18 protein-coding genes are annotated in these 24,235 nt (G+C 32.7%); 5 read left to right on the top strand and 13 right to left on the bottom strand.

The genetic code is table 11. The annotated features are described in order from the left end of the window. Positions 1-25: 25 nt before the first annotated feature. The 3 genes from DG508_RS14965 to DG508_RS14955 all read left to right on the top strand — a co-directional run bounded on the left by DG508_RS14965 (position 26) and on the right by DG508_RS14955 (position 2,128). Positions 26-307, top strand: a complete 282-nt coding sequence (locus DG508_RS14965) for a hypothetical protein (protein WP_108868918.1) — start codon at positions 26-28, stop codon at positions 305-307. A gap of 84 nt (positions 308-391) precedes the next feature. Then, positions 392-1,519 carry a leucine-rich repeat domain-containing protein gene (locus tag DG508_RS14960; protein ID WP_108868917.1) on the top strand — a complete coding sequence of 376 codons (1,128 nt, stop codon included), beginning with the start codon at positions 392-394 and terminating at the stop codon, positions 1,517-1,519. Positions 1,520-1,615: 96 nt separating this feature from the next. Further along, on the top strand, positions 1,616-2,128 hold the full coding sequence (locus tag DG508_RS14955; RefSeq protein WP_108868916.1) for a GNAT family N-acetyltransferase: 513 nt from the start codon (positions 1,616-1,618) through the stop codon (positions 2,126-2,128). 104 nt (positions 2,129-2,232) lie between these two features. Here DG508_RS14955 and DG508_RS14950 read toward each other — a convergent pair whose 3' ends face one another. The 6 genes from DG508_RS14950 to DG508_RS14925 form a co-directional block, all read right to left on the bottom strand. Further along, on the bottom strand, positions 2,233-3,414 hold the full coding sequence (locus DG508_RS14950) for a glycosyltransferase (RefSeq protein ID WP_108868915.1): 1,182 nt from the start codon (positions 3,412-3,414) through the stop codon (positions 2,233-2,235). A gap of 234 nt (positions 3,415-3,648) precedes the next feature. Beyond that, the gene (locus DG508_RS14945) at positions 3,649-3,948 is read right to left on the bottom strand and encodes a hypothetical protein (RefSeq protein ID WP_108868914.1); all 300 of its coding nucleotides are present in this window, start codon (positions 3,946-3,948) and stop codon (positions 3,649-3,651) included. A 26-nt stretch (positions 3,949-3,974) separates the two neighbouring features. Next, a complete protein-coding gene (locus tag DG508_RS14940) occupies positions 3,975-4,271 on the bottom strand; it encodes an STAS domain-containing protein (protein ID WP_108868913.1) in 297 nt (98 codons plus the stop codon). Positions 4,272-4,460: 189 nt separating this feature from the next. Then, positions 4,461-5,723 carry an oligosaccharide flippase family protein gene (locus DG508_RS14935; protein ID WP_416354250.1) on the bottom strand — a complete coding sequence of 421 codons (1,263 nt, stop codon included), beginning with the start codon at positions 5,721-5,723 and terminating at the stop codon, positions 4,461-4,463. A gap of 117 nt (positions 5,724-5,840) precedes the next feature. Continuing rightward, positions 5,841-9,830: a DUF6923 family protein gene (locus DG508_RS14930; protein WP_108868911.1), complete on the bottom strand. Its 3,990-nt coding sequence runs from the start codon at positions 9,828-9,830 to the stop codon at positions 5,841-5,843. A gap of 102 nt (positions 9,831-9,932) precedes the next feature. Continuing rightward, positions 9,933-10,742, bottom strand: coding sequence for a glycosyltransferase (locus tag DG508_RS14925; protein ID WP_103866688.1), 810 nt, complete (start codon positions 10,740-10,742; stop codon positions 9,933-9,935). A 580-nt stretch (positions 10,743-11,322) separates the two neighbouring features. Here DG508_RS14925 and DG508_RS14920 point away from each other — a divergent pair. After that, the gene (locus tag DG508_RS14920) at positions 11,323-13,398 is read left to right on the top strand and encodes a tetratricopeptide repeat protein (protein WP_108868931.1); all 2,076 of its coding nucleotides are present in this window, start codon (positions 11,323-11,325) and stop codon (positions 13,396-13,398) included. 457 nt (positions 13,399-13,855) lie between these two features. On the opposite strand, the gene DG508_RS14915 is transcribed toward DG508_RS14920, so the two are convergent. The 3 genes from DG508_RS14915 to DG508_RS14905 form a co-directional block, all read right to left on the bottom strand. Next, a complete protein-coding gene (locus tag DG508_RS14915; RefSeq protein ID WP_159090853.1) occupies positions 13,856-18,271 on the bottom strand; it encodes a glycosyl hydrolase family 18 protein in 4,416 nt (1,471 codons plus the stop codon). A 732-nt stretch (positions 18,272-19,003) separates the two neighbouring features. Next, on the bottom strand, positions 19,004-19,531 hold the full coding sequence (locus tag DG508_RS14910) for an ORF6N domain-containing protein (protein ID WP_108868909.1): 528 nt from the start codon (positions 19,529-19,531) through the stop codon (positions 19,004-19,006). A gap of 32 nt (positions 19,532-19,563) precedes the next feature. Then, complete coding sequence (locus tag DG508_RS14905; RefSeq protein WP_108868908.1) at positions 19,564-20,094, bottom strand: ORF6N domain-containing protein; 531 nt, start codon at positions 20,092-20,094, stop codon at positions 19,564-19,566. Between the two features lie 479 nt (positions 20,095-20,573). On the opposite strand from DG508_RS14905, the gene DG508_RS21465 reads away from it, so the two are divergent. Continuing rightward, positions 20,574-20,705, top strand: a complete 132-nt coding sequence (locus DG508_RS21465; protein WP_108868930.1) for a thermonuclease family protein — start codon at positions 20,574-20,576, stop codon at positions 20,703-20,705. 62 nt (positions 20,706-20,767) lie between these two features. Here DG508_RS21465 and DG508_RS14895 read toward each other — a convergent pair whose 3' ends face one another. The 4 genes from DG508_RS14895 to DG508_RS14880 form a co-directional block, all read right to left on the bottom strand. Next, positions 20,768-21,088: a hypothetical protein gene (locus DG508_RS14895; protein ID WP_159090852.1), complete on the bottom strand. Its 321-nt coding sequence runs from the start codon at positions 21,086-21,088 to the stop codon at positions 20,768-20,770. Between the two features lie 49 nt (positions 21,089-21,137). Further along, the gene (locus tag DG508_RS14890; RefSeq protein WP_108868906.1) at positions 21,138-22,142 is read right to left on the bottom strand and encodes an RHS repeat domain-containing protein; all 1,005 of its coding nucleotides are present in this window, start codon (positions 22,140-22,142) and stop codon (positions 21,138-21,140) included. Positions 22,143-22,254: 112 nt separating this feature from the next. Next, on the bottom strand, positions 22,255-22,794 hold the full coding sequence (locus DG508_RS14885) for a hypothetical protein (protein ID WP_108868905.1): 540 nt from the start codon (positions 22,792-22,794) through the stop codon (positions 22,255-22,257). A gap of 1 nt (position 22,795) precedes the next feature. Continuing rightward, positions 22,796-23,863, bottom strand: coding sequence for an RHS repeat domain-containing protein (locus DG508_RS14880; protein WP_108868904.1), 1,068 nt, complete (start codon positions 23,861-23,863; stop codon positions 22,796-22,798). Positions 23,864-24,235: the final 372 nt, after the last annotated feature.

Genomic DNA, 24,235 nt, shown 5'->3' with positions numbered 1-24,235 from the left:
CAATAAAACGAAAGAAAGATTAATAATGACATTTATATTTTTTTTAGCGATTACTTTTTTTTACACGATAATTTTAGGTGTCTATAATCGATACGCTTTTATTCATTCAAAAAAATATATTCGTTTTATCTGTATTTCTGTTGCTTTACTAAGTTTAGTTGCTGGGATTTCTCAAGGAACCCTCTATTCTCATGGTTTAGATATTCCGTGGTGGGTATTTAGTGCTATTAATTTTGTGATAGGTATGGTAGCGGCTCTTATTATAGTAGGTTTAATGAAAGTTATTTTTTTTAAACAGAGAAAATGATTGATTTTTAGTACATAAAAAAATATAATTACTTAGCTATTATAATATAGCATTCAAAAAAAAGGGGGTTAATATCGATTGGTTATGAAAACAACATTCAAATTAATAGTACTTATTTATACTAGTTTATCGTTTGGACAGACAATTGAAGAAGAGTATAGAGAAGCATTATATTTCACGCATTATAATAATACGTTGCAAAGTTTTTTTGACAAAATAGTTGCGATTAAACCTGTGAAATCTAAAGGTGATTATGACAAAATACTGTATTATACCTTACAACCTATTTCTGATGTTATCGTTACTCAAATTACTTATCGATTAGTTGGGACATTACCAGATGATGACCCTGATAAATATGGAAGTATAGAGAGAGTTAAAATAGTAGATCTGATAGGAACGCATCAATTTAAACCTAGAAAATATTCAATCTTTCTGGATCATTATGATGAAAAACTTGAAGAAAGAAAAGTGCCTGATTATCCTTTGTCCTGGGAGGAAATGGATATGGAGTTGGATATAATTTCATTATCATTTGAAAGAAACTCAGGAGAAGAATCAATTAAATATATAAAGAAGAAAAGAAAACTAGCAAAAAAGAGATTAGATTATCTGCTTTCTAGAAACCCTGAATTAAAAGGAATTCAACTTACAAAAGAACAAGAACAAGAGATTAACTCTATTGGTCAAATTAAAATAACAAAAATATCGGAACGATCACATCGAGATTTTGATTGTTCTCGTACTAAACTAGAAATACTAAAGTTACCTAGAATATATGGAGGGAGATATTTAACAGGGGCTATGTATTTTTTGCCCGAATGTATTATTGATTTTAAGAGTTTAAAAAAAATCAGTTTTCCGAAACATGAAATTGATAAAATCCCAGAATCTTTGGCCTCTATTAGCACTTTAGAAGTAATTGAATTACCCGAAAATAAATTATTTGAATTACCTCAAAATATAGGGGATTTCACATCTTTAAAATATCTTAATGTTTCTAATAACTTTATATCAAAAATTCCTGAGAGTATAAATCAACTTCAACAAATTGAATATATCGATGTATCCAATAATTATTTGAGTGAAATCCCAAAAAAAATCTACCACTTAAAATCTTTAAAAAGGTTAAACTTAAGAGGGAATCAGATTCCTGATAAAGAAATCAAGAAGTTAAAAAAGAAAATGAAAAACTGTGAGGTTATTCATTGAAGTGATATAAACTTTTTTGATCAAATGATAACAGTTAGTCTACTTTTTCAGAGATAGAAAATCTCCTAGATTTGTATATTCTGTAATACACTTATAATGAAACCAGCTATTAAATTACGACCCTTGATTGCCAAAGATGCTCAGTTAATTGCTAATCTTTTAAACAATAAAAAGATATGGGATAACCTAAAAGATTATATCCCGTATCCATATGCTCTTAAAGATGCTGAGGAATTTATTGAGTTTGCAAAAACTAAGGATCCTCTTCAAAATCTGGGGATAACATATAACGGAGCTATTTGTGGTGTCATTAGTTTGATCCTACAAACTGATATTTATAGAAAAAATGCCGAAATGGGGTATTGGATAGGAGAACAATACTGGGGAAAAGGAATAGGAACTAAGGCGGTTGAATTAATTACAGAATATGGATTCAAAGACCTTGCCCTGGAAAGAATTGAAGCTGGAGTTTTTGCCTACAATAGAGCTTCTATGAGCATCCTTGAAAAAAATGGATATACAAAAGAAGGAATATGTAAAAATGCGATCATAAAAAACGGAAAGATACTAGATGAGCATATATATGCAAAGCTAAAACATGAACAGTAATCTAATAACTAATTAGATGTTACATATTTTAAAAAAACAATATATGATACCCTCTTGCCTCTAATAGATTAAGACAAATAAAGCTATTATCATAAGCCTCGGATTTACTTGCGTTTTTGGCGAATAGCTTCAAATTGATCGAGATACATTTTGGTTATCTTGCTCATAGGTAGTGCTGTTGCAGCTTGGTAGTTGGTTTTTCCTAATTCGGTACGGTATTCAGCATTTAATACAATTTTTTCTATTGCATCTGCAAGACTATCTACACTAGTAGAGTCAAAGAATTCTCCTTTATATCCTTCATCTTTTACCAATAAACTTAGATCACCCAAATCTGGCATAACTACAGCTTTGCCATAACTACCAGCCTGATGTAGTACTCCAGAACTTCCTGTAGTAGAGGTGTAAGGAAAAACAACCATTGCGCTTTCTCCAAAAATTCTTGGTACATCACTTTCTTCTACATATCCTGTAAATGTAAGTTGTGGTACGTGGGTGTATTTTTCTTGTACCGATTGCAAATATCCTATGACATTTGGGTTATCGGTTCCAGCAATGACGATTTCGAGATTTGCATCGGTGCGTTTACGTATTTTTTCTACTGCCTCAATCATAATCTCTACTTTTTTATACGTACCAAATTTTCCAAAGGTCATAATTTGTAACGGCCCTTTTGGTAATATATAAGAGGGTTCGTCTGGTATCTCAAAAGTACCATGCGGAATCTGTACTACATTTTTAGACTTATATTTTGCATTTAGAATATGTACATATTTATCAATGGTAACTGTAACCGTATCTGCAGACAAGATAAAACGGGTAAGCATAGTTCCTATACCATTATAAATCTTTTGTAATATTTTGTTTTTGGTAAATCCAGAACTTTCCAAATCTACCTGCTCCATAATATTGTGTAACAAGACTATGGTAGGAATCTTGCGAGCAACGCAACGTTTTGGTAATAGCAATCCAAGAGCAGCGGCTATTTTTTTATCTCCAAATTTCATAAACTGAAGATTGAATAATATAGCATCTGGTTTTGTTTGCTTGATAGCCTTCATTACAGAAAACAAATTGGTGTAGCTATTGAATTTCCAACATTGTTTTACAGTAATAGGGCATCCGCTTTCTTCAAAATTTGTATCAGCATCCTGTGGAGAGATATCCGTTAATAAAATAAGCTCGGTGACCTCAGTATGTTGTCTGAAATGTTTAACCAAGTGGTATGCGTATTCGTTCAAAGTTACCTTACTAGGTGGGTATGCAGTTACAATAGCTAGTTTCATCTATTAAATTTTGTGTTCTTTTTTTTAGAAACAGACAGAGACGAATTAAAATCAAGCAGAAATTATGTTGGTTAACAGGTTTCAAGATTTTAGGACGAATGGGGTACGTCTTTATTTTTTATAAACTACAATTTATAATAACCTAGCAAAAAAAACAACTTATATAAGAATAATACTAGTATATAGAAGGAAACATTGAAAAAGAGATCTAAAAAATAGCGTGGAAAAAAGAAATTAGTAATCTTCTCTAAAAATATAATTTGCTTTATTCTTTATAAAAGCTTTTGCTATAACACTATTTTCTTTACCCAAAACAAAGAGTATTTTACTTCTTCTATTGGCTTTTGCAGAAATATCTTTTAGAACTTTTATCGCCTTTTTATCGATTTTCTTGACTTTTTTTAATGACATTACTACTTCTTCATAATGATCTAATAAGTAGTTAAAATGTTCTTTTACTAGTTCTGTATTATCTAGTGTAAAATTGCCTATTACTTCATAGGTTCCTGAGGTATTTATAATTTGTAGTTTCATCTGTTTTATATTTGGGGGTTATTGGTTTATACATAATCATTTCTAAGAATATAGCTTACATTGCCAAAAGCATTTTTTACTTTACTATTTTGTTTTCCGATGATATAAAAGATTTTATTGTTCTCTACAGCATTCCTGAATAGCTTGGTTAATACAGAAACACCAGATTTATCAATTTTTTTGACCTTATCCATGCACAAAATTACTTTGTCAGAGGTGAATAACAGTTTTTCAAAATGATGATGAAGAGACTGTGCATTTTCTGCAATAATACTTCCTCTAATTTCAAAAATTCCTTGGTTTTTAGTGATTTTTAGGGCCATAGTGCGTGGTTTTATGGATTAATAAATTAAGCTTACGAAGTATTCGTTTAAAAACGAATCTTTAATTTCGAAGCAAGCTTTAGAGTATTAAAATCTCACTTAGTGAGTAAAATATAAATATGAATCAATTTTTTGACATCATTGCCTTGTAACCGTTTAATCACAAGAACCCTTAGATGAATTGATTTATTAGTTCGTTGAGTTCTTTTTAGCTAATTTTTGATAGCCTATAAAAAAGAAGATCTGAAATGTGAGAAGAATTGCCATTGCTATGATTTGCATGATGACAACTTCTGATAATGTATTGTGAAAAAGTGCAATCAAAACTACCTGTGAGATTCCTAGTAGGGCAGATAGTATAACTGGAATATATTGATCCAGAGATAAAAAGTAATACGCAAAAATATTAGAGATAGCAAAGAGAGATGTGGCAATTGCATATTTCCAAAGTAATGGTGCAATACTAATATATTCTTTGCCAAACATAAGATTGATAACCAGTTCAGGAAATATGTAGCACCCAAGTACAATCGTTGTTGATAGTAATGAGATGTATAATACATACTTAAAAAGGATAGGTGCATGTGATGCTCCTTCTTTTTGTTTTTCTACTACTTTGGGTAATAATAGCATTACAAACATCCAAGCTACAAAATAAACAACTCTACCAATTAATGCGAGAGAGGCATATAATCCAGCTTCATAGGTTTCAAAATAATGCTTTACCATAAGGATATCACTATTATTAATGATAATCTGGGTAAGCTCATAAAAAGCTGTCAATAGAAAAAACTTAATGATATATCTTGATTCTGATGATGGTAATGTATGTGTTTTGGTAATTTCTAAATCTTTGGAACGAAAAGGAAGTACCCCAAACAAAAATGAAATAGCGATACCTAAAGCAATCAAAGTAGACGATTGTAAACTACTAATTGTATATATAAGAATTAGAGTGATAACAAGTCTACTTAACATTTCTCCTTGATATGTGATAGCAAGACTATCAAACTTTTTACTACCCTGAAATATCCCCCTATTTACACTCATTATAAAATAAATAGGTACTCCTATTCCAAAAATAACGAACATACTAGAAGATTGTGTATTAAAAAGTATTTGAAGCTGTTTTGAAAAAATGATTAATACAATACCTAATATAATACCAATACCAGTGGAGTATTTATAAATGATATTGATAAAACTTTTGAATATAGTATCTTCAAAAAGTACAGAAAATTTGGCTGTAGATAATTGAAATGTCATGGCAACAAAAGATAACACCAACAAAAAAGTGATCAATAATGCAGCATCTGCAAATTGCTCAGGTCCCAAGATTCTACCTAATATCAAATTATAAAGGTAGTTCCCGCCATTAACAATAATAACACTGATCATAAATTTTTGCTCAGCGCTTAATTTTTTTAGTGCAGTATTAATAACCATGTTCATGTGTGAGTACTTTTTTAATTGTTTGTCTCACGTATCTTAACTTAAAGATACGCTCTTTTTTTATAAAACTGCTACATCACATCACATGAGGTAGCAGTTTTTACTAACCATATCTATCTACTGTATTAAAAAACTTCCTTTGTATTTTTTCTTAAAGTCATCACCTCTAATAATATATTTATAAACTCCTTGTTGTAAGTTTTTTGCATTAAAAATAAAGGTGTCTGATGAGGTTCCTGTATTTCCTAATTCTTCTTGTTGTACAACTCTACCTAACATATCAATTACAGAGATTGTAATTTTTTGATTTTTTGTAGGCATTTTGATTGTTGTTTGGGTTGAGAATGGATTAGGAGAATTAGTTATCGTTGTATCTGTAGTGATACTTGCGATATCATCATTATCTATGATTGCGTTTTCATCTACTGCTACCTCTGGTGTAAAAGCAAGTTTTGAAACTTGAAGGTTAAAAGGAGTAAAACGACTATAGTCACCATGTACAGAGAATACTACACTTCTCAATTCTTCTACAGTAATTGCTTGTTTTGCAGCACTAGAAAAGTCTGAGAAAGCAATAGAATGCTTTTGTATACTATCACTAGCTTTTATAGTATATCTAAGTCTCTTGTTCCAGTCTACCAAATCTTTGGTTACTAGAATAACTTCTACATCTTTATCAGTAAGTAATTCAAACTCTATCGCTTTGTATTTAGATACATTCAAAGTAAGATCACCTCCCAAGATATTTCTAAATAAGTTTACCGTTTCTTTAAGGTTACCACTTACTTTGGCGTCACGTTCTACCAAATAGTGACTACTTGGAGCCTCTTTGTTTTCGTTTTTAATGATTTCAAAATTAGAGATGGTTACATTTTCTTCAGAGAAATCAATTCCCCAAGGGCCATCTGCAAGATATAAAGCATCAATTTTATCAGGATTATCTCCTGTAATGGCAAAACCAATATCAAATAAATACCCTGTTTCTACTGTTACTTTCTCGTGGTACTCACCAGATAAAGAAACAGTTTTGGTCATTAATTTTTCTTCTGATAATTCGGTAGTTCTTTTATTTCCTCTGAAATAAAACTGACTTGCTTTGGTTTTGTTTATGATATCCAGTTCAAGTTTTCCGTCTTTATAGAATCCTTTTTGTACAAATACAGAAGGGATATTATTAGGGATAAAAGTTTTTCCTAATGATTTTTCACCTACTAGTTGATCTATAATAGTATTTGCCATATTAACTACTTGTGGTATTGATCCACCCCATATCTGGAAATTAAGATAATCACCTGCAGGATACTGATCAATGTTCCATAAACTGTATAATTCATTTTGGTATTCATCCATTCTTACAGAAAAATGTAAGGCTTGCTCAATCTCACCAGTAGCTCTTCTTATTTTGGTGTTTACCAATGTATGGTTACGTACAGTTAAGGTTCTTATATCCTCAAGTACAGAGCCATTAAGTCTATCACATATAGTTTTTGAGTGATCGTATACACCACCTTTGGTAGCCATAGCCAGTGCAGCACCAACTCTTTGATTTTGTTTGTAGTAATCTATAGAGAATACAGCAGTAGCGTTAGTGATTCCAAGAAGGTCATCTGGGCTAGAGACAAATGATGTTTCTGTACCTGTAGCACCTGTTGTAGGAAAATAGATACTTAAATCCTGACCATTAGCAGACTTATATGATTTTTGCCCTGGTGCAAAACGTTGTTGTAAATTCTTTTGATTGTATACTTTATTAGTTTTTGATCTCAAAAAGTTTCTTTTGGCGATCAAGTTGGCTAAATCACCATTACTTTCTAATCCTCCGTCGTTTCCTGAAGTTACAACACCTTCTTCAGTCAATTCAGGAATATTTGTTGTTTTTAGAGATGAATAGGTATCTGCTTTGATATGAAACATAACATCATTAAAATCATGGTCTGCACCTAGATAATCTCTTCTTAAATCTTCAAAACCTAATACAATTGTTTCATTTGCAGTATCTGCCAATAAAATGTTGTGTGGTCGTAAAGCTTCATCACATTCAGGGTTATAATCAGGATCAGAATATATTTGCCATAAACCAGAATCTATAGATCCGTTATCCCAACCATCTGCAAGCAATACCCATCCGATACCAGTATCAGTAGAGAAACTACCAATGTTTACCGTGTTTCCAGGAGTTAATCCGCCATCACTTCCTGTTTGAGAAGCATTTGGAAAAATAACTGTTATGTCTTCTGGAGTAGGAGCTTTTGTTAGCGGGCTGTTTATATCATAGGTATAATAACCTAGTGTGTTTTTGTATGTTGTGTTTTCACCTAAAAAGGTTACTGTAACATTTGTTGTGTTTTCTATAATAACATCAGTATCATACCCAGAGTAGATATAGTTGGGGTTAAGATCTGGTACTGAGTTTCCTTCTGGTAAAGCACCATTAATACGAGTAAGGTAATCAGAACTCAATACTTCGTTTGTTCCTAAATAATCTGGGGTACCATCACTGATGTATGTTCCTAGATAATGATACCGATCACCAATACTTGATACAGGAAAGCTTGTAGGAGTTTGGTTTCCGTTATCAGAATCAAATACAGTTTCTTTAAGGTCAAAATGATCATCTAGACCATCTTGATCAAAGTCACTTCCTGCTGCAAGGGTATCTGCAGTTCCGTCACTATTGGTATCATACCCATCTACAATATCCAGTGTGCCATCATTATTAGAATCGGTATCAAGAAAATCAGGTTTATCAGTACCGTCTGTATTAATATATCCTTGTGGCGTTCCTGCATTATCAGGATCAAATGCATCATCCATACCATCTCTATCTTGGTCAGAACCAGAAAGAGCTATAAAATTAAGGCTGTTTTGTCCTTCTATAAGGTCAATAATACCATCTTGATCTGAATCGATATCATAGGGATCATAAATTAAGTCACCATCTGTATCGGCAGGGAAAAAAGCAATACCAGTTTGATCTACATCTACAATATCTGCGATTCCATCAAGATCAGAATCTAAGAAACCAGTATCTTGAGAGTTAAAGAGTCCATCACCATTGGTGTCATAAGCACCTAATCCTGCTTCTACAATGTCAAAAATTCCATCATTATCACTATCAAGGTCTAATACATTTGGCACGCCATCTCTATCAGTATCAAAGGCAAGAGAAACCCCACTGTTACAGGTATTACCAAAATCTGGATCTAGGTAATTAAAAACACCATCGCTATCATCATCACCATAAGGATCAACTCCTCCACCTTCTACAAGATCTGGAATTCCATCACCATCCGTATCTTTATCAAAAGGATCAAGAACTTCATCTTGATCTGCATCTATAGGAGAGATCCCTACAGCACATTTAAATCCGTCGTTAGAATTTGTAACTTCTGTATTGTTTAATAATGTAGCATAAGGAGTAGCACCTTCATAATCATTTACTAGGTGTAGCCCTCCGTTATTACTGGATACATATAATCTATTGCTAGTATCAGTATAACAAGCACCAAAAGTATGGCTAGGTAAATCAGTAACTGATTTACTGCTAAAAGCGGGAGTAGCTGTAGTAAGATCCCACTTAAAAACTTTTCCTTTACTTCCTCCGTATAAGTTACCGTCTATAAAAACGACATCAGCACATGTGCTAGGAGAAGCTTGATTAGAGACTACGATCTCAAATACGGGAGCAGTAGACCCATCGTAATCCTGAAGATTAAGAATCTTGTGAAATGATTGTTTGTCTAGAGAGTTTTGAAATACCCATAGGTTTCCGTCACTATCTACATCTGCTGCATAACCACCTCCAAATTGGATTCCACCATTTGCGGCAACGGCCCCTAGGTCTACTATAATATCTTGACCTATACGCAATAAATGTTTATCACTATTTCTGATTGCGTATAAAAAATTGTCTACAGGGTTGTATCCTCCTGCATTGTATGCAGTATGTGTATGTAGAGGATCTGAATAGGTTCCTGTTATGGGGTCGTATGATCGTAATGCTCCAGAAATTACTTGATAGAATTTTCCGTCATTACAATCAAGAGGTTGTTGGGCATAGGTAATACTTGTAAGAAGAATTACCAGGAGAGTAATGGTTTTTTTCATAGTATATGGGTAGCTAGTATCTTGATACGGATGATACAAGCGTTGTTTGATGGTTAAATTTTGTATAATAGGTTTGGGGTATTTTTTAAAGAAAGAAAGTAGTTATCTTACCATATAGTAGTTTGTTTTAAGGTTGAAAATATCAGATGCATTTTTGCTATGAGTTCTAGGCTTGAAGTAGCTAAACCATATCATAAGAAGATTGATTGGGATAAGAAAAGAATCTTTTAATGTAATCTTAGACCCTTCTACTTCGATCCAACTATCTAATGGTTCTTCACTAATACAATTTAATAGATCTTTTAATCCGATATGCTTTTTTAATCGTAAGAAGATTTCTATATCAAATAACCATCGGCTGATAAATCTTTGGCTGTATACATTCTCGATGATACTTTTCTTAAACACTTTTGCTCCACATTGCGTATCCTTGATAGGAAGTTGTAAGATGAATCTAATAAAGAAACCAACAAAATTTGATAAGAATTTTCTAATAATGTTTCTATCTATATTATTTGAGTTATCTGCTTTTCTAGAACCAAAAACCATTGTAAGTTGCGGGTTGCTGTCTAATTTTTTTACCAAATTATCCATTTCTTCTAGAGAAGTAGAAAGATCGGCATCAAGAAAAGCGATGTTTTCTATATAGTCTATATCTGCTAGGTAGTTTGCTCCTGTTTGTACTGCAGTGGCTTTACCCTGATTTTGCTCTAGGTCAAGCACAGATATTCTTTTTGGGTCGAATTTTTTGAGTTCACATAACATTTTTAAAGTGTCATCAGAACTACCATCATTCACAAAACATAAGTGGTAATTTGAGTTGTTGCTTAGGAAGTTGCAAAACTTCTTTTGATCCAGTCTATCATATTCATTGTAGCAAGGGATAATAATTCCAGTAGTTTTCGTCATCATACTTTATTTTTTTTTGGGACATACTTCTGGGGTATTAGAAGTATAAGGTTTATTAAGAGCGGTCTTTTTTATTTTTTTGTAGACCTATGATCTTTGTAAATTTTGTTAAACATTCTTCTGGGGATTTTTGAAGCCTATTTTACATTTTGACGAATTTACTTTTGAACTTAAATTGATACTAATTATTGGTTATCAACTTGATGTAAAAGTAATACCAGTTATTTAATATCCGTATACGGTAAAACCGCAATATGTTTACGCACAACCCAAAAACAGTGTATTTCGTCGATAAATAGGCATTTTTCACTCAAATTTTAACATTTTATAAGTTTTAAAATGAAGGTAAAGGACTACAAATGTTAAAGGAAATGATGATTTCCGTACAATTTTCATGTCGTGAAAAGGGGGTTTTTCCCCCTAAATTTTGATTTTGACACACAAATAAATGTTAATTTTTAATCAAAATTCGTTAAATAAAAATGAGCGAAATCAATTTTTAATAAAACTTATCTGGTTTTTATCTATTGTTTTTTTTGTAATGCTTACTTTAACATTATTAATCAACTTTTACACGAAACAAATGCACTTAAAAATATATTTTTTTAGTCTTCTGTTTTTGGGCTCATTTTCATTTTTGGTAGCTCAGGATATGCAAGAAGGATTTAATTATCTGGAAACAGGTAAATATGATAAGGCAAAATCTTTTTTTGATACAGTTCTAAAGGAATACCCAGATAATAAAACAGCTCGGTTATGTTATGGTAGAGCAGTAGGATTATTAGGAGATTCTAAAGAGGCAGTATCTATCTTTACAAAGTTACGAGAAGAGTATACCAATGATTTTGAGATTAAATTGAATTATGCAGAATCCTTACTTTGGGATAAGCAGTTTGCTAAAGCCGAAACATTCTATGAAAAGTTGATAGCAGAAGATGCAATTAGTTTTCCTGCTGTATTAGGCTATGCAAATACACTTTCTAATTTGAAGAAATATAAGAATGCTTTAGAGATGGTAAATAAAGCATTAGCATTACAAAAAGGAAATCCGAATGCGATGCTGTCTAGAAAATATATTCGATTAGGGTATGCCAATACAATAGCTCAGGATAAAAAGTACAAAGAAGCATTGGCGCTATTAGACGAGAACCTGATTGATTTTCCTAATGATAAGGATACACAGCTCAATAAAGCAAATATGTATCTCATGACCAATGATCTTGTAAATGCAGAAAAAACATATACTGATTTGGGTGTAAATCCTGAGGATAGTAGTTTGTCATTAAATGGTTTATCTCTGGTGTCTCATAAAAAGCACAAAGAGAAAAAGGCGTTGGATATTGCAAGGTTGTCCTATGAAAAGACAAAGAAAAATAAAGAAGATAAGGATAGCCACCTATCTGCCTGGGAGCGTTATATACAAGCATTATTGTGGAATAGAAAATTTGGTGAAGCCAAAAAAGAGATCAAAAAACTTGAGAAATCATATCCTGATAACTCTAGAGTTCTTGCTTTGCAGGCTACTCATGGTATGTACACGAGTAATTTTGGAACAAGTCTTCAGAATTATCGTAAGATTCTGAAAAAAGATATAGGTTCATTTGATGGTAACCTAGGGATAGCGAATGCATATAGAGCGGTAGGAGATGATATCAAATCATATACCTATGCGTTTCGTACACTACATTATTATCCAAAACAACAGGATGCACAAAAATTAATCAAAACCTTAAAAAAGACACATACTCCTTTTGTTGAAGAAAAAACGGCATTTACATTTGATAATGGAGATAATGAAGCGATTAATGTTACTGTAAGAGCAGAGATTCCTTTATCAGTTAAGTTTATACCAGAGGTTCAGTATGATTATAGAACTACAAAAAATACGATAAGTATGAATGAGGCTACTTCTCATGATCTCTCTTTAGGTTTTTTGTATAAATATAGTGGTAGGGTTTCTTTGCAAACCAGAGTAGGGGTGACCAATGCTAATGGGTTTACAACTGATTATACTGCATTGATTGCAGAAGCAGTACTAAAAACAAAACCGTTTAAACTGCATAGCCTAGATGTAGGGTATAAGAGAGAGCTACAGAATTTTAATGCAGATTTATTAAATCGGGAGATTATAATGAATAATTACTTTTTGAATTATAATCTGAGTACCAATTTTAATTTAGGATGGTATACTCAATATATATATACCTCTCAGACTGATGCAAATAGTAGAAACTTGTTATTTACTTCCTTATATTATAATGTATTACATAGACCTGGTCTAAAAGCGGGAATTAATTATCAATATCTTTCTTTTGATAATCAAGTGCCTACTATCTATTTCAGCCCTGGAGAGTTTAATTTGGGTGAAATCTTTGCAGAAGTTGTAAGCGATCCTACAAAAAAATGGTTTTATACCGCTAGTGCAGCATTAGGAAGGCAGTTTGTAGAGGAAGATCCTGGATCTTCCACTTTTAGAGCAGAAGCAAAATTTGGATATCGGTTTTCTGATCGTTTTAAGACGACTTTGTATGGTAAATATAGTAATATTGCTTCTGCTACTGCTGCAGGTTTTGAATATATGGAATTTGGGTTTAAGCTAAAATGGTATTTCTTGCAACGACCTATTTTTGATAAAAAAATAAGACGATTGAGAAAATAGAGAGTAAATAAACATGCTTTTTATAGATTTTGACTGCAAAGTATCATAGGTAGTGGTGTAGTTGTTTCTTCATACCAATCAAGAGCTTCAGTAATATCTAATTCTACTTTAATAATTAGCTTATATCCATGGTTTTCTTTTAGATCAGATAAGACTTTTTTGTTACATTATTTTTTTGAGTTCCTCATTATAGACTAATAATAGTATATAATTATATACTTTAATAGCATGAATAAGTCTGATGATCTTATTGACAAAAAAGTTGTTAAGCTTCAGAAAGAATAGATTTAAAAGAAAAACCAGCTACATTTCTGTAACTGGTTTTATCATTTATTTACTTGTGCTGCTTACCGATGATCACTACTAGAAAAATTCTAGTGATAGTTCATACTAGTTAACAGTAAGGGGAAAAAAGCAACTAATTCATTGATTGAACTAGTTGCCTTTATGGTTATAATTATTTTTTGATTAACCGTTCTGTTTTGACATTACCATCTATGTAAATTTTATAGATGTATATACCATTTCTTAAAGAAGATAGATCTTCTGTAAAAGTAGAATCTCCTTTAGAAATGTTTTGATCCACAAGGGTTCGTACTGTTTTTCCAGAATAGTCATAAAGTACTATTTTTAAAGCGCTATTCTTTTTAGAATTTACACTGATATTAACCTGATCAGAGACAACAGTAGGGTATAGATTAGCTGTAATAGAACCTGTAGAAACACAATCTGACACAAAATTCCATTCGTTACTTGTGTCTGGTGCGCTATCTTTTGTCCAATGTTTTGCTTGGTATATTTTTCCTGAATAATATACTTTATCATCTTTACTATAAGCTTGGGTAGTAATCCATGGTTGTGATCCACAATAATCTGTATAAGAAGGTGTTTCATTACAGTTTCTTACATAGCTCCATACAGCATTTACCCCAGGAATATCAGTGATCTCAGCATACCATTTATTTTTGTATACTTTTCCTTCATAACTTACAAATTGACCAGAAGCTGAGTATACTTTAGCTTCCCATGCAGTAACATCACCACAGGTTGTTCCTCCAGTAGTTTTTTTCTTAACGGTAAAAGTAGTGTTACTTTCTGAAGATAAACCTTCACCATCGGTAGCAGTTATTTTAAAAGTAACTTGCCCAAAAGCAGTAGGAGTCCAGTTGGCTGTATATTCACCAGAAGAACTTTGAGTAGCAGTAACTGCAGTATTGTTTACCATAAAGGAAACACTACTTACGGATACATTATCGTTTACTAATGCTTTTAATGCAATACTAGCTAGTTGAGGCTGTTCTATAACACTTGAATTAGCAGGTGAAACTTCAGTTATTGAAGGAGCAGAGCTAGGTGATCCAGTACATTCTTTTACTAGTTCCCAAACCCCATCAACTCCTGGAGTACTACCGTTTGGTGCATACCACTTGTTTCTGTAGATTGCATTATTGTATCTTACATAATTATCCTTGTCTTTATAGATTCTAACATTAATCCATTCTGGGATTTCATTACAATCAAGATTAGTTCCATCCCAAATGATTACTTTGTTGGTAGCTGTGGCAGTTTTTCCATTTTCAAAAGTTGCACTAGAAGTCATGATATGACTTCCGTATCCATTAGGTGTCCATGAAAAAGTAGCACCATTGAATGTTTGAGTACCAATAGTTGTTGTAAGTGTTTTTAGAACAGAGTTTTTCTGATCTACTTCTATATTTACAGCAACAGGAGCAAAGGTGTTTTGTAGAATTAATTGATTGTTTGTTGGAGATATAAAGGTAATTGCAGGTTTCTGTGCACATGGCTCAGCGGTAAAGTCACCTCCAGAATTACCCGCATATTTAGTCATATCTTTACAACCACAGTCTGATAAATCGTTTACGCCGTCCATATCTGTTCCGATATTATAGATGCTGGTAAAACGTTCGTAATATCCAATTCTGTCTGCTACTTGTCCTTTTTCTGAAGCACCTCCGTGTCCACATTCGATACCTCCATTGATTATGTTTACAGTCATTCCTAGTCCAGGAACTCTGTTTTTTTCGATATCTAATTCATTAGGAACCCAAGTGTCTGCCATTACTGAATGTGCAGATGGTTTTGGGTATTGAGGTGTCATCCAGAACCAGATAGCTGTTTCAAATGCTAAAGCAGAGTCTTCAAGTACTTTACCTGGATTATCTAATAGGATCTGTTTATCTCCAAAGATGATATGACTGGCAGCTCCATAGTTAAAATTGTAAGAAAGTTGGATAGGTCCTCTTCCTTTGTATGATTGACCTGGTGTTGCTGGGTAGTGAGGATCGTTTGCGGCTACATAAGGAGCATCTGTTTTTTCTTCATTAAAATGCAATCCCCAAGAGAATCTTCCTCCTGGTGCTGTATCCCATCCTCCTGTAGTTTCGTGAGAGATATTTGCAAAAAAGGCAGAAAGCTCTCTTTTTCTAGTTTCTAAAGTTCCTTCTTCTAAGAATGAAGCATAATCAACATTATCTATAATGATCTCTTTTTCTAAATTTCTTGGTGCGTCAAAGTCAACATCGGTTCTCAGTAATAAAGAGGCTCCAGTAGTTTTGTCTGTACGAGTTATTCTGTATGCATTGGTACCACATCTTCTTTCAAACATTACTTCGATATTCTTCATTCTTTTAATAGCTTCTATAAATGCATCATAGCTATAGAAATCATCTTTAGGATCGATTACATAGATATCTCCTACAAGTTTTGACCCGAATCTGTGTGGGAATAAAACATCCCATTGAGCTCTTGATACTAGTGGGTGTTCTCCTTCTGGAGTGGTTGTAGTTTTAGAAACAGTAAAGTTTACTGTTTGCTCTGCAGTAGCATTTTTGTCATCTGTAGCAATTACCGTTGCTGTTTGCGCACCAAATGCTGTTGGTGTCCAAGAGGCAGTGTATTGATTGTTGACTAAAGCTGCTGTTAGTGTTTGCGTTCCTATTTTAAAGGTTACAGAAGCAATAGTTCCATCAACATCACTAGCTTCTGCAATAAGAGTAATTGCATTGATTGTAGCTTGTTTGATATCTTGCTGTGCTGTAGGAGCTATAAATTTTACTACAGGAGCTTGATTGGTTGTACCCACTGTTTTAGAAACAGAAAAAGCTGCTGTTTTTTTGGTAGTTGCCTGTTTGTCATCAGTAGCAGTAACAGTCAATGAATAGTCACCAAAGCCTACAGGTGTCCATGTAGCAGTATATTGGTTGTTTACTAATGTACTTGCTAGTGTTTGCGTTCCGATTTCAAAAGTTACTGATGTTACTGTTCCATCAACATCACTAGCTTCTGCAATAAGAGTAATCTCTTTTGGAGCATCTTGCTCAATGTTTTGCTGGGCAGTAGGAGATACGATACTTACAACAGGAGCTTTATTGGTATCAATAACTCCAGTTGCAAAAGCCTTATTGATTACATTAGCCAAAGGAGCTTTTGTTGCAGGGCAGTATGGATACTTTCCTATTTTTTTGGTTTCAGGGCCAACTACAAAATCACTAAATACTTCCCAAACGATACATCCTGCTAGTTTTTTGTTTTTGATATATTCTGCTTTTAAAGATAAAGAGCGTTCATTATCATAACTTAAGAAAGAGTTAGATGTTTTATGAGTTAGGTAAGGCACTTTTGCCGTATCATCCCAGTTTTCTGTCCAGTTACCCGAAGCTAATTCTTTTAAGATTGTTGTGTAGTAAGGGGTTCCTTCCATGTCTTTAAAATTAACAAGGTCAGAGGCCGAATCTACAGGGCCATCTACTGCAAATACCTGAGGAGTTTTTTTTGTTTTTCCTCCTAACACTGGGCTACCTTCTGTAGTAACTGCTCTTCCGTAAAAAGCAACTCCTAGATTTACCTTTGATAGGTTTACATTTAATGCGGCTAATTTTTTGTAAGTAGCATCTAATGAAAAATCTTGATATTCTGCTTCTGGGTAGTCATATAATGGAGAGTTATGTCCAGCTTTGTTAGACCATCCACCATTAAAATCATAGGTCATCATATTGTAATAATCCATGTATTTGTCTAGCTCAGCCCATTCTAGGCCGTTTAATTTAGCAGGAGAGGCAGACATAGCAGCAGTTATCAGTTTATCTGGTCCGATGGCGGCTCTTATTTCCTTTACAAGGGTTGTAAAGTTTTTGTAATCTGCTACAGATCCAGTAAAGTTCATTCCATCAAATGGTCCTGGATATTCCCAGTCTAAATCAATTCCATCAAATCCGTATTCATCGATTATTTTTTTGCAGTCTGCAACAAATCGTGCTCTTTTGGTAACATCTGCAGCCATCTCTGGGAAATGTTTACACATACTCCATCCACCGATAGATGCCATTACTTTTACACCATTTTCATGCGCTATTTTAATCATACTAGCTTCTAGGTATTCTTCTAGAGGCCAAGTTCCTTGTTCTCCTGTAGCTGTTTTTACCCATCCTTTATAGGCTCCTTCTGGATGAGGCTCGTAACCTAAAGCTCTTAGTTTTTCGTCCCAACCCCAAAATTCTTTTGGTTGGCCTAATACAAAAGCTTTGTCATGGCTACTGTTGGCATCAGGATGTAAGATATCTCCTGGCTGTTGTACTTCTCCAGGGGCATAGATTTTTTTGTTTCTTAAATCTCCACTATGTAATGATCCGTCTGTTGCTACTCCAAAGAATGAAAAATTAAGAATGGTATATTGTGAATAATCTATATTATAATGATTCAACGATTTTTTAAGGACATCAAATTTAGAGTCTTTCCATGCGTCCCAATTAGGAACATACCCTATTACTTGTTTAGAATGGTTGGCTGTTGTGTGGCTTCCTCCAGAGTTTATCTGAGCGATACTGGTGTAGCCAAGAATAAAGGCTAGTACCATGACCAGCTGTTTTAAGCCCTTCTTGTAAAGAGGCTTCTTTATTGTACATTTAGTTGTTCTGTTCATTAAGTTGAGTTTAAAAATTAATTTAATTGTTAACGCGTTACCAATTTTATTGGTTGAGCGATCTAATTTGGATGTTCACATAGTTTTGACAAAAAAAAATATACGAATGGTGTACTTTTATATATGCATAACATTGAAGTGAAGATTAATGACTTTATATGTAATATTATATTTGTGCTAAAGAGGGGGGTGTTTGGTGTTGTAAATGCTAATATATTGTTAAGTTATGTTAAGATCCATTACTGTCATATAGAATAAAGACCAGTATGCACGCTACATTGCAAAAGCAACCTATAACAATACTAATGTGTCTGATTATCTGATTGATAAAAACGTTGCTAAACTCTGGAAAGGATAGATTTATACTTTAAAACAAAAACCAGCTACATTGCTGTAACGGTTTTTATCATTTATTTACTGGTAATCGCTACTAGAAAAATTATAGCGTTAGCCTGTACTGAGGGGCAGCAGGGAAGAAGGTTTTATTACTGCTATTATTAATATTCAGGAGATGATTTATAATAACGAATGTATTTCTCTATAGAACTGAACTTACCTATTATAGAATTTTATCTACAACGAAGCTTTTCTTTTTAAATTTATCTCAGTCTTTTAAAAGCTTGTAGTGTATGAATGAGCTTTGCTTTTAAATTCTTTATTTTTTAATTATTTTTTGTATCCAATTTTCTTTCTCTCATTGGATTCAGGTGTGTCTAATTTTTTATTGAGTTCATCAAGATAATCAAAGACCAGCTCTATATTTTTACTGTGATTGGTAAGTTTCTTTTTTATTTCTTCGATTTCTAGTTGTACACTTAGATTATCGGTTAGGGTTTGTCTTATTTGGGTAAACACTCTAATAATCTGTATGTTGACTTTTATGGCTGTAGGACTATTGAGCACGCTAGATAACATGGCAACACCTTGTTCTGTAAATGCCATCGGCATATATCTTGTTCCTCCCCAATTTGAGGTGCCAAATTGGCTCCTCAAGTTTTCGAACTCTTCTTTAGGCAGTTCAAACATAAAATCTTCAGGAAAACGCTCAATATTCCTTCTTACTTGTCTTTTTAGTTGTTTAGTCTCTACCTCATAAAGTTCTGATAGATCACTGTCTAAGATTATTTTTTGATTTCTAATTAGGTATATTTTACTAGTGATTATCTCGTTTGGAATAATTATATCGTTACTCATTCTTTAAGTTTTTAAATTCTTTATTTTTTTAATTATTTCTTGTATCCAATTTTCTTTCTCTCATTGGATTCAGGTGTGTCTAATTTTTTATTGAGTTCATCAAGATAATCAAAGACCAGCTCTATATTTTTACTGTGATTTGTAAGTTTCTTTTTGATTTCTTCGATTTCTAGTTTTACACTTAGATTATCAGTTAGCATTTCTCGCATTTTTACAAAAATCTCAATGATTTTAATACTCATTTGAGTGGCTCTATCACTTTTTAATACATTGGCTAGTTGTAAAATTCCGTGTTCGGTAAATACATAGGGCAAAGAACCTCCAAGATGTTTTTTGGAAGGTATCGCATTTTGCGATACCATAATTTCAACCTCGGATTCATTTAGCCTAAACATAAAATGTTCAGGGAACTTCTCTATATTCCGTTTGACTTGTTCACGTAACCTGATGTTTTTTACATCATATAAAGTTGCTAAATCCCTATCCAACATTATTTTTTGGTTTCTGATTAGGTATATTTTGCTGGTTATTGTTTCACTAGGTATAATACTTTTTTGAGTCATTCTATTTTTTTGCTTGATAAATAGTTATTATAGCTTGGTAATTTCATCTTTTACCTAATTCAGTAAGTTTTGTTATCTCGGTTATAGTACACTCTTTGGTTTTCATTGCTTTTTTCATTTCTTTCGCTTTAGATCAGCTAAACAGGTAAAAACGGATATCTTTCTGTTATCATATATGGTTTGTTAGAGATGTGATATGCAATATTACAGCAGATAAGTACCATTTTTTGAAACTGGCTAAAAAAAATAAAAAAATATGAGAATTGTATTCTGATCTATTAAGAAGAAGGAGGGGTAATTTGTTGGTTATGTGTTGTTTTTTTATTCATAGAATCCCCTATTGAGGATAGATTTATACTTTAAAACAAAAACCAGCTACATTGCTGTAACTGGTTCTTTGCTTTTATTTACTCGTACTGTTTACTCTTACTCGCCAATCTTTGACGTCACGAAGCACAGCTTCGCGGTAGCGGGGAGCGATTGTTACCATTACCACCACCAAACAAAACAAAGATCAGTATGCTCGATACATTGCAGAAGTGATCTATAATGACACTAATATGTCTGATTACCTGATTGATAAAAAGGTAGCCAAACTATACAAAGAATAAATCTTCCTATAATAAAAAAACCACTCATTGCTGAGTGGCTTATATATATTTAAATCTATTTTTTATTTTAACAAGTTAAGCTGATCTTCATTACCAATTAATATTAATTCTCCTTTTGGATCATTATAATATTGTAACTTTTCAGAGTTGTTTTTTAAAGCAAAAGAAAAAGTAGATGTTGGCAATTGACTTGATAAAACATCATAAGGCAATGCATAATAGATTGTATCATTAGTAAACAATGATATTTTATCTATATCCAATACTTTCAAAATCTTATCTCGCTTAACATCATTATCAATAAGCAAATACAATCCCCCTTTTTCGGTATGTAGAGAGTATTTTTTAATAACAACTGTTTCGCCTTTTGAGTGAAATTTCACCTCCTTTAACTTATGATTATTATCACCTGCTTTAGAACAACTAATTAAATTAATTACTAGGGTTATAGTTATGATAAGTTGGTTGTATCTTATTATCTGCATTGTATATCTTATTTACTTCACTTAATTTAAAAACGCCAGGTTTGGCATTAACTCCATTTTTAGAATACACATATGGTGTTCCATCTTTACTTGATCCATAATAAATTGCTGAGTGCTTTCCTCCCCAATCAATTACAGTAGTTCCAAATTGTGCATCGTCTAAAGAATCTACTTGCTCAAAAGAATCTCTAACAGTTTTACCTTCTCCAGTAGCCATTGGATTAAAGAAATTTTGAACACCTGCATTCTCAGGGTTAATCTCTTTTCCTTGGACACCCGCTATACAAGAACCACCACAATTATATAAATCATTAACTCTATCTGGCTTTATTGATGTATCTCCTGATTGTATTTGTTCTGTTGTAGGGCCATTAGAATTTTCTACAGATCTTGTCATATTATTATCGATATCTAACGTCTGTCCTTCAACTACAGCAGCATCAGTTTCAACATAATTTTCTCGTTCTAATTTCTGGTTATCAATTAAATCACTTGCATCATTTTCAGATATATTCAAATGTGTAGCCAAAGTTGCAGCATTATCTCCTTTTTCAGCTTTGAGATTTCCATTTTGATCTGGAACCCAGTATGCAGCCATTCCATCAGGATCAACAAACATTAATGGGCTATCAAAAGCATAATTATAAGGTGAGTGCCTTCTCATTTGATCTGCTAAAGGATCAATATTCATCCATCTACCCAGTGCAGGATCATAATTTCTTGCAGTAATATCTATCCAATCAAGTCCAAGTTCATCTTGTTGTTCTTCTTTCCCTCCGAACTTTAATAATTGAGCAGTAGAGTTCCCTAAAGAAGATACAGAACTATTATATCCTTTATGAGTTAATCCAAAGGGGTAATAATTACTTTCTTCTACAATCTCAGGAGTACCTGCATCATTTTTGGTATAACTTAAACGTGTATTCCCTAAATGGTCTTTATAATTGTACACATATCGATATCCTGTACCATTTGGTGTTGCATATCCTTCGGGTTATAACAATATGAAAATCAATAAAATAATTCCTTAACTTAATGACATTGGCTTCGCGGTAGCGGAGTTACTATCTTTTATTATACTTAATTGGTATTTTTACAGTTCCTAAATATTCGGTTTTATCTTTATTGTTAAAAAAATTCAGTATTGCAACATCCCCATTTACATATCCTTTTCCATTAGTAAGGTTTATACTTTCAATTAATTTACCATCATATTCAAGCCATATTAAATCATCGTAATTAAAATCTTGTGATTTTCTTGATTCTTTATAAGAAACTCTTAATATTTTCTTTTCATTATCAATATAATTATGTGAAAATAAATTTAATATACCATAAGATTCATTAACCTTAAATTTATCAATCCAAAATAATAAATCAGAACTTACCATATTTCTAAAATTTTCATCTCCCTCTATAATAATAGAGTCTATAGGTAATTCTTTTAGAAAATTTTCACTAGAAATAGATTCCTTAACAGAAGATGAAGGGTAATAATGGTAATTTACAAACTGCCCACTATTATTTAATTTAACTGTTACTAGATAATATAAACCAAAGAAAGCAATAATAAGTAATGATAGTATAATTAATCTTTTTTTCATTTTAATTATTTGGAATTAATTTATGATCAACATCTTTTCCCTTGTTGCTTCTTTCTATTTCAGCTTGTTTTGCAGTAGGGAAATAATTTTGTGATTGTAGTATGAATGATTGTCCTTTTAGATTAACATTTTTTAAGCTAACTTCTCCGTTTTTTAAACCTCCTGCATCTAAACCTTTTTTACAAGTGTGAGTGCAATTACTACTTGTTAAACTAAATGGTTTTTTAGCTTCTGAACTTGCTGCGTTTATAATAGCTCTATCTTGTTTTGTAGTAGTTTCAATTTCAAAACCTTCTTTAAATCTTTGACGAATATTATTATCACTATCTTTTTCAGAATATTTAAAGCCTTCTCCATCATCGTAATCTTCTTTAAAAGTATTGTATTCAGAATTAGCAAACTCTTCAACAGAAGCAAATTCCTTAATAGTATATTGGTCGTTCACTAATTCTCCTTTTGAATCGGTATAACTTCCATCTTTATCTTTTGATATAAATACCCAACCATTTTTATCATCCCCAACTAAAAGTGCTTGATGACCTGATGTGTGGTTTTTTCTTGGAGTTTGTCCATAAGATAAGACAATAACATCTTCAGGCGCCATCCCATCAGGATCAATAAAATAAATTGGATTATCAAAAGCATAATTATAAGATGAGTGCCTTCTCATTTGATCTGCTAACGGATCAATATTCATCCATCTACCCAGTGCAGGATCATAATTACGCGCTGTAATATCTATCCAATCAAGTCCAAGTTCGTCTTGTTGTTCTTTCCCACCAAACTTTAATAATTGCGCTGTAGAGTTTCCTAAAGAAGATACAGAACTGTTATATCCTTTATGAGTTAATCCAAAGGGGTAATAATTACTTTCTTCTACAATCTCAGGAGTACCTGCATCATTTTTAGTATAACTTAAACGTGTATTCCCTAAATGGTCTTTATAATTGTACACATATCGATATCCTGTACCATTTGGTGTTGCATATCCTTCGGGTGTGCTAAAATACTGGAGTTGGTCATTTTTATAGACATAATTACCTGTGTATACAGTTACGTAAAAAAACAAGCGGTATACCCTTTTTTTACACGGCCAGCCTTTATATCAAGCAAAAAATAAGAACGTTCTATCGGTCATCTATCTGTCTGCTATGCTAAAATAGTAATTTCCGTATTGCTAGCCGTATGAGTGATCGATTAATCTTGAAGGTGGAGTGCGCAACGGCTGAAGCTGTTGTACTTCAGCTTCAAGATTGATCTTAGGCAATCTGCCGATTGAAGATACTGCGTGTACGCAAAAGACAGGGCGTAGCCAAAGCGTAGTGGAGCAACCGACACACAAAAGGGAACGTAGTGGTTTTGTGTGCCAGACGATTATTTATGTTTCTTCTTTATCAGATATTAACTTCCACATAAAAAATTGGCTAGGTTGCGACTAAGC

Origin of the sequence: Aquimarina aquimarini (assembly GCF_900299535.1) — a bacterium.
In the GTDB taxonomy this organism is placed as follows: Bacteria; Bacteroidota; Bacteroidia; order Flavobacteriales; family Flavobacteriaceae; genus Aquimarina; species Aquimarina aquimarini.
The sequence above is the reverse complement of the archived record's forward strand: the minus strand, read 5'-3'. Positions and strand labels throughout refer to the sequence as shown.